The following is a 15,742-nucleotide window of genomic DNA, read 5'->3' as shown; positions in this document are numbered from 1 at the left end:
CTTGTCCACCAATCAGGGGACAAGAGCGGAATTCCTACTCCGTACGGGAAGCAAATTTTGCGCCGCGGACCGGAATCTGCATTTGTTGCACTCTCGGCGCCGCTAAAACCGGACCAAGCCGGCCAGCACCACCGCGCTGACCGTCGTGGTCAGCTCGATCACGCCGCCCAGCACGTCACCGGTGACACCCCCGAACCGGCGCACGCAATGCGCCGCCAACGCCGCTCCGGCCGACACCGCCACCAGCACCGCCACCGGTCCTTGCCAGGGCCACCGACCCACCAGCACCGAACCAACCAGCAGGATGGCGAGCCAGGCCGCCACCACCGGCGCGGGCTGAGTACCGGCGACGCGCGTACCCAAGGCGCTGCCCTCGGCTGCCGGCACCGACCGGCGACAGACCAGTACGGCGGTGACCCGGCCGGCAAAGACTGCCAGGGCGATCCCCGCGATGCCCGCGCTCCCGGCCGCGCCAAGGGTCGAGAACGCCAGCCCCTGCGAGGTGATGACCAAGACGACGGCGGCCACCCCGAACGGTCCGGTTGACCCGTCGCGCATCACCGCAAGCGCACGCTGCGGGGGTCCGTAGCAGCCCAGCCCGTCGGCGGTATCGGCGACGGCATCGATGTGCAGGCCGCGGGTAACGACCAGCAGCACCGCCACTGCGAGCAAACCGGACAGCTGGCTGGATGGGCCGAATGCCAGCGCGCCGGCCCATGCGACGGCCGCGGTCAGTGCGCCCAGCGCGGCGCCGACCACCGGCAGCGCCGTCATCGCGCCGCGGCCCATCGGGGTGGTCGCTGATCCCGGGACGGGCATAATCGTTCCAAACGCGAAAGCTGTTGCCAGCGAACGTATCACGATGAAACAGTCGGGGGCGCGGTTCCGTCGATACCGCCGACGCTGTCCGACCGAGTGGCCGCACCGGCCATACCAGCGACTCCGGCCTCTGAGAAGGTCGCCATCGAAGACATCGCCGCGACGGCGGCGCGCAGCACCGTCAGCGCCACCGCCGCGCCGGTTCCCTCGCCCAGCCGCATGCGCAGGTCAACGATCGGGTCCAGCCCGAGAGCCGTCAGCGCCAGGCCATGGCCCGGTTCGGTGGAGCGATGACCCGCCTGCCACCACCGATGGGCGCCGGGCGCTAGACGCTCGGCGACCAGCGCCGCGGCCGTCACCGCCATGCCGTCGAGCAGCACCGGGGTGCGCCGGACCGCGGCCTGCGCGCAGAAGCCTGCCATCGCGGCCAGGTCAGCGCCGCTGGCGCAGCGCAGCAACCCGACTGGGTCGGGCAACAGCGGTCGCACCCGGAACAGGGCATCGCGCACCGCGGCCGTCTTGCGCGCCCAGCCGATGTCATCGATACCGGTCCCGAACCCGACCACCGCGACCGGCTCGGTGTCGGTGAGCGCCGCCACGAGAACCGCGGCCGCGGTGGTGTTTCCGATTCCCATATCGCCCGCGATGAGCAGGTCGGCGCCGGCATCGACCTCCTCGTCGGCGATCTGCTGGCCGGCCGCGATCGCGGCGGCGGTCTCATCGTCGGTCAACGCGTCTTCGATGGTGATATCGCCGCTGCCGCGCCGCACCTTGTGTGCGCCGATCCGCTTCGACTGAGCATCCGCGTCTACCGCCAGGTCCACCACCCGCACGGTCGCGCCGGCGACACCGGCCAGGGCGTTGACTGCCGCGCCGCCGCCGTCGATGTTGGCGACCATCTGGGCGGTCACTTCCGGCGGGTACGCCGACACCCCGTACCGGGCCACACCATGGTCACCGGCGAACACCACCACCCGGGCGCGCTCGAACTGCCGCGGGGGACAGCGCTCCTGGCACGACGCGACCCACACCGACAGATCCTCAAGCCGGCCCAGCGCACCCCGCGGCTTAGTCAGGCTGTCTTGTCGGGCGCGGGCGGCCGCTTCGGCAGCCGCGTCGGGCGGCGATACGGGCGCGAATCCGATCATGCTTCCGGCGGCTCGATCGGTAGGGTCCACCCGGCCACCACCAGCGCCACCTGATCGCGTAGCGCTGCGATTCGCTGGTTACGCACCGGGTTCAGACGGCTTTCCGGCGACTGCTAGCCAACATTGCTGCCGCGCTCGACTTGGGGTCGGGGCGCCCGCATCCGGCGCAGCTGGGAGGCCCGGCCGGCGGCGTAAAGACCTAGCTTCCAACGGCTTTCGGTGTGGGACGGAAACTTCGCGTCAACCAGCCGGCCAACTTTGCGGCCCAAAATGATCCCGTCGATCGCCATCAAGGCCATCAGCGCCAGCATGGCGGGAGACAGATAGAACTGCACCTGCGGCACGGCAAACATGACGAACAGCAGGGCCAGCGCCGACGGCATGAACAGCCCGAGCAGGTTGCGCCGGGAGTCCACCACGTCGCGCACATAGTGGCGTACCGGCCCCTGGTCGCGCGGCAGCAAGTAGGCCTCTTCGCCGGCCATCATGCGTTCCCGCCGTTCCGTCATCCGGGCCCGGCTCGCGGCTTTGTCGGCTCTGCGTTCCGCGCGGCTGCGTTTGGGGCCGGCCAGCGACTTGCGCCGGGCCCGCGCCTCGGCGGCAGTCATCGGTGCGGGTGCGATCGGGCCCTTCTTGGTGTGACGCCGGGCCTGGCTGCGCTTGGGCGTGGGCCGGCCCTTGGGACCGGTGGTCCGTGACCCACGCGACGCTAGGGCCCCAGGCGCGCCCTCTGAACCAGGCCCGCGACCGTCTCCGGAACTCGCATCGGCTGGTGCGTCGGCCCCCTCTTGTCCATGGCCCTTCTTGCGGCCCAACAGCTTCACAGTCGCCAGGTTACTTTGCGGATAGGCCGCCCCGGAATCTGCGTATGTATTAGGCACGCGCCAATTAACACCTACGCTGGCCTTTGATGAACGGCTCGCAGGCCTCCGAAGATGGTGCCGGTAGCGTCGGGCCCGGCCGGCTCCAGCTGCCCGCCATGCGGGTGTTGGTGGCCCCGGATTGCTACGGCGACAGCCTGTCTGCGGTGGAGGCCGCCGCCGCCATCGCAACCGGTTGGACGCGCTCGCGACCAGGTGATTCGTTCATCGTTGCCCCGCAGTCCGACGGTGGCCCGGGTTTTGTCGAGGTACTGGGCAGCCGGCTGGGGGAGACCCGGCGACTGCGGGTGTCCGGGCCGCTGGACACCCTCGTGGATGCCGCGTGGGTGTTCGATCCGGGTTCGGCAACCGCGTACTTGGAGTGTGCGCAGGCGTGCGGTTTGGCGTTGCTTGCCGGCCCGCCGACGCCCGAGACCGCGCTGGCGGCCCACAGCAAGGGAGTCGGCCAGCTCATCGCGGCGGCGCTGCGGGCCGGTGCGGCTCGGATCGTGGTCGGGTTGGGAGGCAGTGCATGTACCGACGGCGGGAAAGGGATGATTGCCGAGCTTGGCGGCCTGGACGCCGCCCGCCGACAGCTGGCCAACGTCGAGGTGATCGCCGCCTCAGACGTCGAATACCCATTGTTGGGGCCATGGGGCACCGCCAGGGTGTTCGCGCCGCAGAAGGGCGCGGACATGGCCACCGTCGCGGTGCTGGAAGGCCGCCTCGCGGCGTGGGCGACTGAACTGGACGCGGCCGCCGGTCGGGCGGTGAGCGCCGAGCCGGGCGCGGGCGCCGCCGGTGGTGTCGGGGCCGGGCTGTTTGCGCTTGGTGGCCGGTGCGAGTCCGGCGCGGCAATCATCGCGGAGCACACGCACTTTGCCGACGACCTCGCCGACGCGGAGCTGATCGTCACCGGCGAGGGCCGCTTCGACGAGCAGTCCCTGCACGGCAAGGTAGTTGGTGCGGTAGCGGCCGCGGCCCGCCCGCTGGGAATTCCGGTGATAGTGCTGGCGGGGCAGGTATCGCTGGACAAGTCCGCGTCGCGATCAGCGGGTATCATGTCCGCGTTGTCCATCGCCGAGTACGCCGGCTCGGTGCGGCTGGCACTGGCCGATGCCGCGAATCAGCTCATGGGTTTGGCGTCTGAGGTAGCCGCGAGACTCGGGAATAGCGGCCCCGCAGGGTACCGTTGAGGAAGTGGGTTTTCCCCGACACAGACCCCAGACTGGATTCCCCCCAGACTGAAACCCCACTGGGCGGGCCCACCCAACGATAGGCATGTAGGAGAAGTAGATGACGGTGCAGAACGAGCCGAGCGCCAAGACCCACGGTGTGATCCTGACCGAGGCCGCCTCCGCCAAGGCGAAGTCGCTATTGGACCAAGAGGGACGTGACGATCTTGCGCTGCGGATCGCGGTTCAGCCGGGGGGGTGCGCTGGGTTGCGCTATAACCTCTTTTTCGACGACCGGACGCTGGATGGTGACCTCACCGCGGAATTCGGTGGTGTGATCCTGACCGTGGACCGCATGAGCGCGCCGTATGTGGAAGGCGCGTCGATCGATTTCGTGGACACCATCGAGAAGCAGGGCTTCACCATCGACAACCCCAACGCCACCGGTTCCTGCGCGTGTGGGGATTCGTTCAACTGATCCAGTAGCCCGCTAGTAGGACCCTGCGGTGCGCAATACGTACGAGCACACCAAGATCTGGCCGCGCTGGAAGAGCAACTGAGCGATGCCTTGTACCTGACCCCGCGGCGGGCCGCCGGTGGCAGGTATCACCTGCATGGTGAAGAGCACCTGGGCCTGATACTGCGACCAGTACACGATCTTGTCGATCGAGGTCACTTCGACCTGGGAGAACTGCTTGCGGAACGCGTCGCTACTCAGCTTGGCCAGGGCCTGATCGGAGCGCTTGTCGCGCACGCCGTCATAGATTCCGCAGAGCGCGTTGCGGACGATGATGTCCACGTCGCGGGTCTCTAGGGCGTTGAGATATCCCTGAATCGCCGCTTTGGCCGACGCTTCGGAGAATGGACCTCCGGTGTTGGCCCCGTTGGTGCGCACCCCGTATACGATCGCGGCGGTCATGGCGCACACCAGCGCCAGGGCTATCAGGATGCCGATCAGCAGCCGCTTGGATCGTCGCTTCGGGTAGGAGACCTGCGGCGGCGCGCCGGGATAGGTGGCGGGTGGCAGCGCCGCGTCGTCCCCCGGCGCTCGGACAAAGGCCGGCTCGGTGGCGCTGAGGTCGTGGGGGTAGTCCAGGGCGCGGGGCTCGTGGGGCGAGGGCTCGGGGTACGGCGCCGGTCCGTCGGTGCCGACACCGGGGTTCGGCGAGTGGGGACCGGGCATCGTGGTTCTCCTCCGCGTGGTGGACGGGACGATGGGCGTTGCCGCTCCGGCCGGGAGCTTCGGCAATCGGGTGAGTGCCCTAGGGCAGGCTAGCGCAACGGCAGCCGTTAGCTGTCGACGCGACGGGGCGGGCCGCAGCGCTGATAATGGTTAGAGGCTAGACGACCTTACGAACGAAGGACGGAGATTTTGTGACGATCGCGGTAACCGGTTCCATTGCGACCGACCATTTGATGCGGTTTCCCGGGCGATTTTCCGAGCAGCTGCTGCCCGAACACCTGCACAAGGTGTCGCTTAGCTTCTTAGTCGACGACCTGGTTGTGCACCGCGGCGGCGTAGCCGGGAACATGGCTTTCGCCATCGGCGTGCTCGGCGGTGATGTCGCGCTGGTTGGCGCGGCAGGCGCCGACTTCGCCGATTACCGGGACTGGCTGAAAGCCCGCGGTGTCAACTGCGACCACGTCCTGATCTCCGAGACCGCGCACACGGCACGTTTCACCTGTACCACCGACGTCGAAATGGCCCAGATCGCATCGTTCTACCCGGGCGCCATGTCCGAGGCCCGCAACATCAAGCTCGCCGACCTGGTGTCAGCCGTCGGCACTCCCGAGTTGGTGATCATCGGTGCCAACGACCCCGAGGCGATGTTCTTGCACACCGAGGAGTGTCGCAAACTCGGGCTGGCGTTCGCCGCCGATCCGTCTCAGCAACTGGCGCGGCTGTCGGGCGAGGAAATCCGCAAGCTCATCAACGGTGCTGCCTACTTGTTCACCAACGACTACGAATGGGACCTGCTGCTGTCCAAGACCGGCTGGTCCGAGGCCGACGTCATGGCGCAGATCGACCTACGGGTGACCACACTGGGTCCCAAGGGCGTGGATCTGGTGGAACCCGACGGCACCACCACCCACGTTGGCGTCGTCCCCGAAACCAGCCAGACCGACCCCACCGGCGTCGGCGACGCATTCCGGGCCGGTTTCCTGACTGGCCGCAGCGCGGGACTTAGCCTGGAGCGTTCGGCGCAGCTCGGCTCGCTGGTCGCCGTTCTGGTGCTGGAGTCGACCGGAACTCAGGAGTGGGCGTGGGACCACGAGGTCGCGGCCACCCGGTTGGCCGGTGCCTACGGCGAGGACGCGGCCGGCGAGATCGTCGCGGTGCTGACCTAGTACCTGCACCGCCAACCAGACGCGGTTACAACTGGACCGGGTACTGCGGCTCGCTGATCTGCGGCACCACGCTGTGCTCGACGAAGATCGCGTGCCACAGCATGAAGATCAGCAAGGTCCACAGCCGGCGGCTGTGGTCGCTGGTGCCGCACCGGTGCTCGTCGAGCATGCGATGCACGGCGGCAACATCAACCAGGTGACCGGCCTGCGACGAGCCCGCCATCGAATATGCCCACTCCAGCAGTTCGCCGGCGCGCAGCCAGTGCCGAATCGGGACCGGAAAACCGAGCTTGGGCCGGTGCAGCACATGCGCCGGCACGATAGGTTCCAGCGCGCGCCGGAGCGCGTACTTGGTGGTGGTGCGGGTGATCTTGGCCGGTAGCGGCAACCGGGCGGCCACGGCGAAAACCTCGGGATCCAGGAACGGCACCCGCAGTTCCAGCGAATTGGCCATCGTCATCTTGTCCGCCTTGACCAGAATGTCGCCGCGTAGCCAGGTGAACAGATCGATGTGCTGCATTCGGGCGACCGGATCCCAGCCGGCCGACTCGGCGTACACCGGCGCCGTCACATCCGTGTGCGTCCAGTCCGGCCGGAACCCGGGCAGTACTTCGCGCAGCTGTGCGTCGGAGAAACTGCGGGCATTGCCGTAGTAGCGCTCCTCGAGTGTCAGCGATCCGCGGTGCAGCAGACTCTTGCCGCGCATGCCCTCCGGCAGCGGTTTGGACACCTTTCCCATCGACCGGCGCAGTGGCCTGGGCAGGTAGTCGAAGGGCTTCAACGACAGCGGTTCCCGGTAGATCGTGTAGCCGCCGAACAGCTCGTCTGCGCCTTCACCCGACAACACCACTTTGACGTGCTTTCGGGCTTCGCGGGCGACGAAGAACAACGGCACCAACGCCGGGTCGGCGACCGGCTCGTCGAGGTACCAGACGATCTCGGGCAGAGCGGCGACGAACTCGTCGGCGCTGACCACCTTGGCGATGTGGCGGGCACCTATCGCCTCTGCCGAGGCCACCGCGACGTCGATCTCGGAGAAGCCCTCGCGCTCGAAACCGGTGGTGAACGTGATCAGTCGTGGGTTGTGCCGGATGGCCAGCGCTGCGATGGCCGTGGAGTCGATACCCCCGGACAGAAACGCGCCAACGGTCACGTCGGCGCGCATGTGCTTGGCCACCGAGTCCTGCAGCACCGCCGTGATCTCGTCGTAGCGGTTCTGTTCGGTGTCGCCGGTGATCGGACGGGCCGCAAACCGCGGCGCGAAATAGCGGGTAATCACCGGCGCGAGCTGATCGGGACGGATCCGGGCGTAGCAACCCGATTCCAGCCGGCGCACCCCGCGGTGCAGCGTCTCAGGCTCCGGCACGTACTGCAGGACGGTGTAGTGCTGCACCGCACGATGGTCGATGCGAGCGTCGAATCCCACCAAATCGGCGAGGTCCAGCAGGCATTTCTTTTCGCTTGCCACCGCGGTGCCGCCGGTCCCGGTCGCCATGAACAGCGGCTTGATGCCGAACGGATCGCGGGCGCAGAACAATTCGCAGGCTTTGGTGTCCCACAGCGCGAACGCGAACATGCCGCGCAACCGCTGCAGCACGTCGGTACCCCAGTAGTGGTAGCCGGCGACGATTGCCTCACCGTCGCCGTCGGTGCCGAAAACTGCGCCGTGACTGGTGCGCAGCTCGTCGCGCAGCTCCAGGTAGTTGTAGATCTCGCCGTTGAACACCAGCACGTAGCGATCCGGCTCGTCCGGCGGCCCCCACCGCAGCGGCTGATGCGAATGCGCAATGTCGATGATCGATAGCCGGTTGAAACCGAACACAGCGCGTCCCGAGGCGCCGTCGGTGTGGGGGTCATACCAGGTACCCGGCTCGTCAGGTCCACGGTGGCGCATCAAATGCGAGGCGCGGGCGATTGCGCTATCCGCCGCAATGGCAGTGCGCGCCCCGGCATCGGGACATTGGGTCTCGGCAGCGCTGGCCGGGGCCGCGACGAAGGCCAGCAATCCACACACGGCGCCTCAGTATGCCGCACTTGGCGCCGCTTGTGGATCCCACGCCCGGCGGGTCGCGACGAGCGCGCGGCCGGGGGAGCCCCGGGCCAGATTCGGCCCGCGTCGTCGCCCGCGTACGCGACGTGGTCTACGCTGCGTAGTATTCGACATCCGAGTTAGCCGACGGTTCCCGCCACAGCCGGTGCTGTCCCAGTCGGCCCAGCTTGTGATACAGGAGGCGCCAAACGTGACACCTCGCGGGCCAGATCGTGCGCAATGCTTGTCGCAGTGCAGGTCTCAGCGCGGCTCCGGAGGCTCTCGCCGTGGTCTTCGGCGGGTGGGGCTTGCCGCGACGCTGGGGGCTTTGGCCGTCACCCTGAGTGGATGCAGTTGGTCGGAAGCTTTGGGCTTGGGCTGGCCTGAGGGCATTACCCCGGAGGCACACCTCAACCGAGAACTGTGGATCGGGGCGGTGATCGCCTCCCTGGCGGTCGGGTTCATAGTGTGGGGTCTCATCTTCTGGTCCGCGGCGTTCCACCGGAAGAAGAAGACCGACGTTGAGTTGCCCCGTCAGTTCGGCTACAACATGCCGCTAGAGCTGGTGCTCACGGTCATACCGTTTCTCATCATCTCGGTGCTGTTCTATTTCACCGTCGTGGTGCAGGAGAAGATGCTGCACATCGCCAAGGACCCCGAGGTGGTGATCGACATCACGTCCTTCCAGTGGAACTGGAAGTTCGGCTACCAGAGGGTCAACTTCAAAGACGGCACCCTGACCTACGATGGCGCCGATCCAGAGCGCAAGCGCGCCATGGTTTCCAAGCCGGAGGGCAAGGACAAGCACGGTGAAGAGCTCGTCGGGCCGGTGCGCGGGCTCAACACCGAGGACCGGTCCTACCTGAACTTCGACAAGGTCGAGACGCTGGGAACCAGCACCGAAATTCCGGTGCTGGTACTTCCGTCCGGCAAGCGCATCGAGTTTCAAATGGCCTCGGCCGATGTGGTACACGCATTTTGGGTGCCAGAGTTCTTGTTCAAGCGCGACGTGATGCCCAACCCGGTAGCAAACAACTCCGTCAATGTCTTTCAGATCGAAGAGATCACCAAGACCGGAGCATTCGTGGGCCACTGCGCCGAAATGTGTGGCACGTATCACTCGATGATGAACTTCGAGGTTCGCGTGGTGACCCCCAACGACTTCAAGGCCTACTTGCAGCAACGCATCGATGGGAAGACAAACGCCGAGGCACTGCGGGCGATCAACCAGCCACCTCTTGCGGTGACCACTCACCCGTTTGATACCCGCCGCGGTGAATTGGCCCCGGTGCCCGTAGGTTAGGACACTCAATGCATATCGAAGCCAGGCTGTTCGAGTTCGTCGCCGCGTTCTTCGTCGTGACAGCGGTACTGTACGGTGTGCTGACCTCGCTGTTCGCCACCGGTGGCGTCGAGTGGGCCGGCACCACCGCGCTGGCGCTCACGGGTGGCATGGCGTTGATCGTGGCCACCTTCTTCCGGTTTGTGGCTCGTCGGCTAGATGCCCGGCCCGAGGACTACGAAGGCGCTGAAATCAGTGACGGTGCGGGTGAATTGGGATTCTTCAGCCCGCATAGCTGGTGGCCGATCATGATCGCGTTGTCGGGCTCGGTGGCGGCAGTCGGCATCGCGCTATGGCTGCCGTGGCTGATAGCTGCCGGCGTAGTATTCGTCCTCACCTCGGCGGCCGGATTGGTCTTCGAGTATTACGTCGGTCCCGAGAAGCACTGATCGGCGCCGGGAAGGTCACAATCAGGGCATCAGTTGACGAGTGGCCAGGTTGCCCCGACGTTTCGGTCCTGCCCGGTTGGGTAGGGTTTCCGTGGCACCAATGAGGATGCACCGAGCGCGCGGGCAAGGCCGCAGCCGCGGAGCCGCGCGTGCTGGTGAGGCAGTTGGACAGGGTAGGCGAAAATGAGCGGGCCGATTCCCCCGGGACAGGAACCTGACGAACCCGACTCCGCGGGCGGGCCCAGCGCCGAATCGGAACCCGTCGGCGACATCGGCGACGAGCTGCCTTCCGGCGACCAATTGGCACCCCCCGCCGAGGGGGGCGACAAAGCGCCGCACGATCAGACGGGCCAGACCGAGGCATATTCCCGGGCGTACTCGGCTCCGGAGTCCGAGCACTTCACCGGCGGCCCCTTTGTGCCAGCCGATCTCAGGCTCTATGACTACGACAGCTACGACGAGTCGTCCGACCCGGACGACGAACCGGCTGCTCCGCGTTGGCCATGGGTGGTTGGCGTCGCCGCCATTTTGGCCGCCATTGCGCTGGTGGTTTCGGTGTCGCTGCTCGTCATTCGCCCGCATACCAACAAACTCGCCACCCCCGCCACTACCACTTCCGCACCGCCTATACAGGACGAGATCACGACCACCACACCGCCACCGCCGCCCCCGCCGCCCCCACCGCCGCCGCCCGCCACCGAGATCCCGACGGCGACCGAGACCGAGACAGTGACTGTGACGCCTCCTCCTCCACCACCACCCCCGCCGCCGCCGGCCACGGCCCCGCCGCCGGCGACCACCACAACGGCGGCGGCGCCACCGCCGGCCACGACCACGCCGGCTGGTCCGCGGCAAGTCACCTATTCGGTGACCGGCACCAAGGCGCCGGGCGACATCATTTCGGTCACCTATGTCGATGCCGCCGGGCGGCGACGTACGCAGCACAACGTGTACATCCCGTGGTCGATGACGGTCACACCGATCTCGCAATCCGACGTAGGCTCGGTCGAGGCCTCCAGCCTCTTCCGGGTTAGTCGGCTCAACTGCTCGATCACCACAAGCGACGGAGCGGTATTGTCATCGAATTCCAACGACGGACCGCAGACGAGCTGCTGATGGTGAGCAGATATTCCGCATACCGGCGCGGGCCGGACTCGGTCGCGCCGGACGTCATCGACCGCATCCTGGTCGGAGCATGCGCCGCGGTCTGGCTCGTGTTGATCGGCGTGTCGGTGGCCGCCGCTGTCGCACTGGTGGATCTGGGCCGAGGCTTCCACAAGATGGCGGGGAGCCCGCATACGACGTGGGTGCTCTACGCCGTCATCGTGGTTTCCGCATTGGTCATCGCGGGCGCGATACCGGCGCTGTTGCGAGCTCGCCGGATGGCCGAGGCCGAGCCCACTGCCCGGCCGCTGGGCGCATCCGTGCGGGGCAGGCAGCCGATCCGGTCCGGGCATCTGGCTAAACGCACCGAGGCCGAGTTGGCGCACGCACAGCGGGCCAAAGGGGTCGAGCCAGCCGCCGAGTGGTCCGGCGCGGCGGTGGACCGGATCTGGTTGCGCGGGACGGTCGCGCTGACGGGCGCGATCGGCGTCGCGCTGATTGCCGTGGCGGCAGCGACCTATCTGATGGCGGTCGGTCATGACGGCCCGTCTTGGGTCAGCTACGGGCTGGGCGGGGCCGTCACCGCGGGAATGCCGGTGATCGAGTGGCTATACGTTCGGCAGCTGCGCCGGGTCGCCGGGCAGTAGCCGAGCTGGGTTTGATTGCCTGGTTTGTTGCCGGGTCGTGCCGATCCGGGTCGTCGCCGAGCTGGGTTTGATTGCCTGGTTTGTTGCCGGGTCGTGCCGATCCGGGTCGTCGCCGAGCTGGGTCTGATTGCCCGGCTCCTTCCCGGGTCGTGCCGACCCGGGTCGTCGCCGAGCTAGTGCTCGCCGTCTGGCGAACCCGTGATGCTGTCCTGATGTTCGCGCAGCGCGGTCAGGGCACGTTGTTCGGCAGCGTGGCCCGCCTCACGCAGCGCCGCATCCTCTGCCGCCGCATCGGCGAACAGGAAGCTGCCGCTACCCGGCGATCCGGCCGAACCCAGCTTGTTCATTCGCTTGGGCAGTGGTGCGCCCTGATACTCCAGCGGGATCGGATGGCCGTGGTCGTCGACCGGGCCGAGTGGCTGGTGCAGCTCGATGTAGGCGCCATGGGGCAGCCGCTTGATGATGCCGGTCTCAACGCCATGTTCGAGTACCGCCCGGTCGCTGCGCTGCAGCCCGATGCACCAGCGATACGTGATGAAGTAGACCAACGGCGGCAACACCACCATTCCGATCCGCCCGATCCACGTCGTCGCATTAAGCGAGATATGGAACTTCAATGCGATGATGTCGTTCATCGCAGCGAGGGTGAGCACCATATAGAAGGCGATCGCCATGGCGCCGATCGCGGTGCGCACCGGAACATCGCGCGGCCGCTGCAGCAGGTTGTGGTGCGCGTAGTCGCCGGTAAACCGCTTCTCTAGGAATGGGTAGGCGGGTAGCAGGGCAAAAACCAGGCCCATGATCACTGCGACCCACACCGGAGCGGGGATGGTGTGATGCCAGAAGTAGAACTCCCACGGCGGCCAGATACGGGCAAGACCCTCGGTCCACATCATGTAGAAGTCCGGCTGCGAGCCCGCTGACACCTGGGACGGCTTGTAGGGGCCCAGGTTCCAGATCGGGTTGATCTGCAGCAGGCCACCCATTAGCCCCAGAACACCGACGATAGCCGCGAAAAATGCGCCGGACTTGAACGCGAACACCGGCATCACCCGCACGCCGACGACATTGTGCTCGGTGCGGCCCGGGCCGGGGAACTGGGTGTGCTTCTGGAACCACACCAACGCCAGGTGCAGCCCGATCAGAGCCAGGATGATCCCCGGTAGCAGCAAAATGTGCAGCGCGTAGAGCCGGGGGATCAAAATGGTGCCGGGGAAGTCACCGCCGAACAGCGCCCAGTGCAGCCAGGTCCCGATCACCGGCATACCCAGCGTGATCGACGAGAGTGCCGCGCGCAGACCGAGTCCCGACAGCAGGTCGTCAGGCAGCGAGTAGCCGAAATAGCCTTCGAACATAGCCAGGATCAACAACAGCGAACCGATCACCCAGTTGGTCTCGCGCGGCCGCCGGAATGCTCCGGTGAAAAAGATGCGCGCCAGGTGCACCATGATCGCCGCGGCGAACATTAGTGCGGCCCAGTGGTGGATCTGGCGAACGAACAGGCCACCGCGAACCTCGAAGGAGATGTCCAGCGCCGTTTGGTAGGCCCGTGACATCTCCACCCCACGCAGGGGTTGGTAAACGCCGTTGTAGGTGACGTCGACCATGGACGGGTCGAAGAACAGCGTCAGGTACACGCCGGTGATCAGCAGCACGATGAAGCTGTACAGCGCGATCTCGCCGAGCAGGAACGACCAGTGGGTCGGAAATACCTTGTTGAGCTGACGGCGCAGCGCCGCCGAGGGGTGATACCGGGTATCGATGTCTTCGGCTTGACGCGCCAGGACATCACCGATTTTCGGGGGACTCAGTTTTGGACTCATGTTGTTGTGCGCTCCCAAAATGCTGGCCCGACGGGCTCGACAAAGTCACCGTTGGCGACCAGATACCCGTTGCTGTCGATCGTGATGGGCAGTTGCGCCAACGCGCGGGCCGCCGGACCGAAGATCGGCTTGGCGAAATGCAATGCGTCGAACTGCGACTGGTGACAAGGGCACAGGATTCGGTAGCTTTGCTGCTCGTACAGCGATGAGGGGCAACCCAAGTGTGAGCAGACCTTGGTGAACGCGAAGAGTTCGCCGAAGTTGAAGCTCTCCTGGCCCTTGCGTTTGACCACGCGGCCCAGGTCGCTGGGTTTGATCCGGATGAGCATCACCGGATTGCGTATACCCATCGCGATTTCCTGCAGCTTGTGGTGTGATTCGACGTCGGTGCCGTCGCCGTCGGACTCCCGCCATGGGAAGACGGTCTCCATTCCGCCGGCGTCCATGTCTTCCGGGCGCATTTTGATGAACGGTGGTCCGGCATCCGTGCCGGTGGCGCGCGCCAAATAGATCGTCTCGCCCTTGTAGCGGGGGGTCCAACCAGACGTCCAGAGCACCGCCTTTTTGCCCTCGGCGGTGGGGACGACCGGCTTCCACGGGTTCTTGATCAGGCCACCGGCAAACGCGACCAGGGTGCCGAGCCCGAACGCGCCCAGGCCCATGCCGACAGACAGTCCAATCAATTTGCGTCGTCGGATCGTCGAACCCTCGAAGGCGTCGGTCAGGTTCGCCACGACCGTCCTGCGGTCGATCTCGCGAGACGCGCCGTCATGTCGTTCCTGGATTGAAATCTCTTCGGGGATGAATCTTTTCTGGAACAGCACCGCGCCGATGGCGATCGACAGGATGGACAGACCGAAAGTCAGGCCGTACAGCGGGGTGGTCAGCGAGTACAGGAAGTCGCCTTGCCCATCCGCCGGCTTGAACTCCCACGGCCAGAACAGGAAGATCAGCAGCAGCGCTACCCCGAACGCACCACCCAGCAAAAACCACAGCGCCACCGAACGCTCGGCGCGCTTCTCGGCTTTGGTGCCCTCGATCGGCCAGCGAGGCTCCTTGTAGGCGATTCCGACACCATCAAGCTTGCCGCCCAGTGCGAGCAGTTCCTGGTTCGACATCGCGGCCAGCGCGGATTCGTCCGGTTCACGTTGTGCCGCGGCGTCTTTAGCGCCGTCTTTCGGGTTGGATCCGTCGCTCATGATCGCGCCCCAATCCACAGTGCCAGCCCGATGGCGGCGACCATCCCAATGATCCACATCGCCATGCCCTCGGGTGCGGGTCCGAATCCACCAAGCAGGTAACCGCCCGGTTGCCGTGCTTCGGTGGCCACTTTCACATAGGCGATGATGTCCTTCTTCGCCTCGAAGGAGAGCTGGCGATTGGCGAACTTCGGCATGTTCTGCGGGCCGGTCAGCATCGCGGTGAGGATTTGCTGTTCATTGGCGGGCGCCAGATCGGGCGCGTACTTGCCGGAGGACAACGCTCCGCCCTTGCCGGTGAAGTTGTGGCATGAGGCGCAATTGAGCCGGAACAAGTCGCCGCCGCGGCCGAGGTCGTTTCCACGTAGGGACTGCATTGCGAGGCTGCCATCGGGGTTGCGCACCACGGTCGGACCGCCGCCATTGGCTTGCACGTAGGCGCCGACCGCGTCGATCTGTGCTTCGTCGAAGATCGGATCTTTGCGCGGCGCCTGAGCCTCACCGCGCATGGCCGGCATCCGTCCGGTCGACACCTGGAAGTAGACGGCCGCCTCGCCGACGCCGATCAGACTCGGCCCGTGGTCGGGTACACCCTGCAGGTTGGCGCCGTGGCAGGAGATGCATGAGGTGTCGAAAAGTTGTTTGCCCGTGCGCAGCAACGCCGAGGTGGACTCGTCGGCGACGGCCACCTGTGGGGTAGGGGTCAGGACAGCCGCCAGCCCACCGGCGATGGTCAGCGCTATCAGCAGCAGCAGTCCGCCCGACAATCGGCGGCGAAGGCGCCGTCTCGCGCGACCACTCTTGCCGCCACCGGATCGGGTGAACCTCAGTTTCTTCAACCGAGCACTCCTGTTCGTG

The 15,742-nt window shown here is 66.4% G+C and carries 15 protein-coding genes; 7 read left to right on the top strand and 8 right to left on the bottom strand.

Annotation, left to right across the window (positions count from 1 at the left end; all coding sequences use genetic code 11):
* Positions 1-102: 102 nt before the first annotated feature.
* From AADZ55_RS13840 to AADZ55_RS13830, 3 genes are all read right to left on the bottom strand, one after another.
* Entirely contained in the window at positions 103-861 is a 759-nt protein-coding gene (locus AADZ55_RS13840; RefSeq protein WP_085324269.1) for an adenosylcobinamide-GDP ribazoletransferase, read from the bottom strand.
* Positions 858-1,967 (bottom strand): nicotinate-nucleotide--dimethylbenzimidazole phosphoribosyltransferase, encoded by a 1,110-nt coding sequence (gene cobT / locus AADZ55_RS13835; protein ID WP_085324268.1) that lies wholly within the window; start codon positions 1,965-1,967, stop codon positions 858-860. Before cobT ends, AADZ55_RS13840 begins: the two co-directional genes overlap by 4 nt.
* Positions 1,968-2,080: 113 nt before the next feature.
* Positions 2,081-2,791 carry a DUF3043 domain-containing protein gene (locus AADZ55_RS13830; RefSeq protein ID WP_085324267.1) on the bottom strand — a complete coding sequence of 237 codons (711 nt, stop codon included), beginning with the start codon at positions 2,789-2,791 and terminating at the stop codon, positions 2,081-2,083.
* Between the two features lie 155 nt (positions 2,792-2,946).
* On the opposite strand from AADZ55_RS13830, the gene AADZ55_RS13825 reads away from it, so the two are divergent.
* Positions 2,947-4,023: a glycerate kinase gene (locus tag AADZ55_RS13825; RefSeq protein ID WP_085324367.1), complete on the top strand. Its 1,077-nt coding sequence runs from the start codon at positions 2,947-2,949 to the stop codon at positions 4,021-4,023.
* A 100-nt stretch (positions 4,024-4,123) separates the two neighbouring features.
* Entirely contained in the window at positions 4,124-4,480 is a 357-nt protein-coding gene (locus AADZ55_RS13820) for a HesB/IscA family protein (protein ID WP_085324266.1), read from the top strand.
* Between the two features lie 12 nt (positions 4,481-4,492).
* Here the strand turns inward: AADZ55_RS13820 and AADZ55_RS13815 are convergent, their stop codons facing one another.
* Positions 4,493-5,185, bottom strand: coding sequence for a hypothetical protein (locus AADZ55_RS13815; protein WP_085324265.1), 693 nt, complete (start codon positions 5,183-5,185; stop codon positions 4,493-4,495).
* Positions 5,186-5,376: 191 nt separating this feature from the next.
* On the opposite strand from AADZ55_RS13815, the gene AADZ55_RS13810 reads away from it, so the two are divergent.
* Entirely contained in the window at positions 5,377-6,351 is a 975-nt protein-coding gene (locus AADZ55_RS13810) for a carbohydrate kinase family protein (RefSeq protein WP_085324264.1), read from the top strand.
* Between the two features lie 25 nt (positions 6,352-6,376).
* Here the strand turns inward: AADZ55_RS13810 and asnB are convergent, their stop codons facing one another.
* The gene (asnB, locus tag AADZ55_RS13805; protein WP_085324263.1) at positions 6,377-8,365 is read right to left on the bottom strand and encodes an asparagine synthase (glutamine-hydrolyzing); all 1,989 of its coding nucleotides are present in this window, start codon (positions 8,363-8,365) and stop codon (positions 6,377-6,379) included.
* Between the two features lie 226 nt (positions 8,366-8,591).
* Between asnB and AADZ55_RS13800 the strand changes: the two genes are divergently transcribed.
* The 4 genes from AADZ55_RS13800 (at position 8,592) to AADZ55_RS13785 (ending at position 11,862) form a co-directional block, all read left to right on the top strand.
* Positions 8,592-9,683: a cytochrome c oxidase subunit II gene (locus AADZ55_RS13800; protein WP_085324366.1), complete on the top strand. Its 1,092-nt coding sequence runs from the start codon at positions 8,592-8,594 to the stop codon at positions 9,681-9,683.
* An 8-nt stretch (positions 9,684-9,691) separates the two neighbouring features.
* Positions 9,692-10,111, top strand: a complete 420-nt coding sequence (locus AADZ55_RS13795) for a cytochrome c oxidase subunit 4 (RefSeq protein ID WP_085324262.1) — start codon at positions 9,692-9,694, stop codon at positions 10,109-10,111.
* Between the two features lie 183 nt (positions 10,112-10,294).
* Positions 10,295-11,227 carry an MmpS family transport accessory protein gene (locus tag AADZ55_RS13790; RefSeq protein ID WP_341286200.1) on the top strand — a complete coding sequence of 311 codons (933 nt, stop codon included), beginning with the start codon at positions 10,295-10,297 and terminating at the stop codon, positions 11,225-11,227.
* On the top strand, positions 11,227-11,862 hold the full coding sequence (locus tag AADZ55_RS13785; protein ID WP_085324260.1) for a DUF2561 family protein: 636 nt from the start codon (positions 11,227-11,229) through the stop codon (positions 11,860-11,862). The genes AADZ55_RS13790 and AADZ55_RS13785 overlap by 1 nt, the downstream gene beginning before the upstream one ends.
* Positions 11,863-12,035: 173 nt before the next feature.
* Here AADZ55_RS13785 and AADZ55_RS13780 read toward each other — a convergent pair whose 3' ends face one another.
* From AADZ55_RS13780 to AADZ55_RS13770, 3 genes are read right to left on the bottom strand one after another with little or no spacing between them, the layout of a single operon-like run.
* Positions 12,036-13,685 carry a cytochrome b gene (locus AADZ55_RS13780; protein ID WP_085324259.1) on the bottom strand — a complete coding sequence of 550 codons (1,650 nt, stop codon included), beginning with the start codon at positions 13,683-13,685 and terminating at the stop codon, positions 12,036-12,038.
* On the bottom strand, positions 13,682-14,884 hold the full coding sequence (locus AADZ55_RS13775; protein WP_119184921.1) for a ubiquinol-cytochrome c reductase iron-sulfur subunit: 1,203 nt from the start codon (positions 14,882-14,884) through the stop codon (positions 13,682-13,684). Before AADZ55_RS13775 ends, AADZ55_RS13780 begins: the two co-directional genes overlap by 4 nt.
* Entirely contained in the window at positions 14,881-15,723 is an 843-nt protein-coding gene (locus AADZ55_RS13770; protein ID WP_085324257.1) for a cytochrome c, read from the bottom strand. Before AADZ55_RS13770 ends, AADZ55_RS13775 begins: the two co-directional genes overlap by 4 nt.
* Between the last annotated feature and the right edge of the window lie 19 nt (positions 15,724-15,742).

Source organism: Mycobacterium decipiens (assembly GCF_963853665.1).
Taxonomy (GTDB): domain Bacteria; phylum Actinomycetota; class Actinomycetes; order Mycobacteriales; family Mycobacteriaceae; genus Mycobacterium; species Mycobacterium decipiens.
Note: the sequence above shows the minus strand (reverse complement) of the source record. Positions and strands in the feature narration are given on the sequence as shown.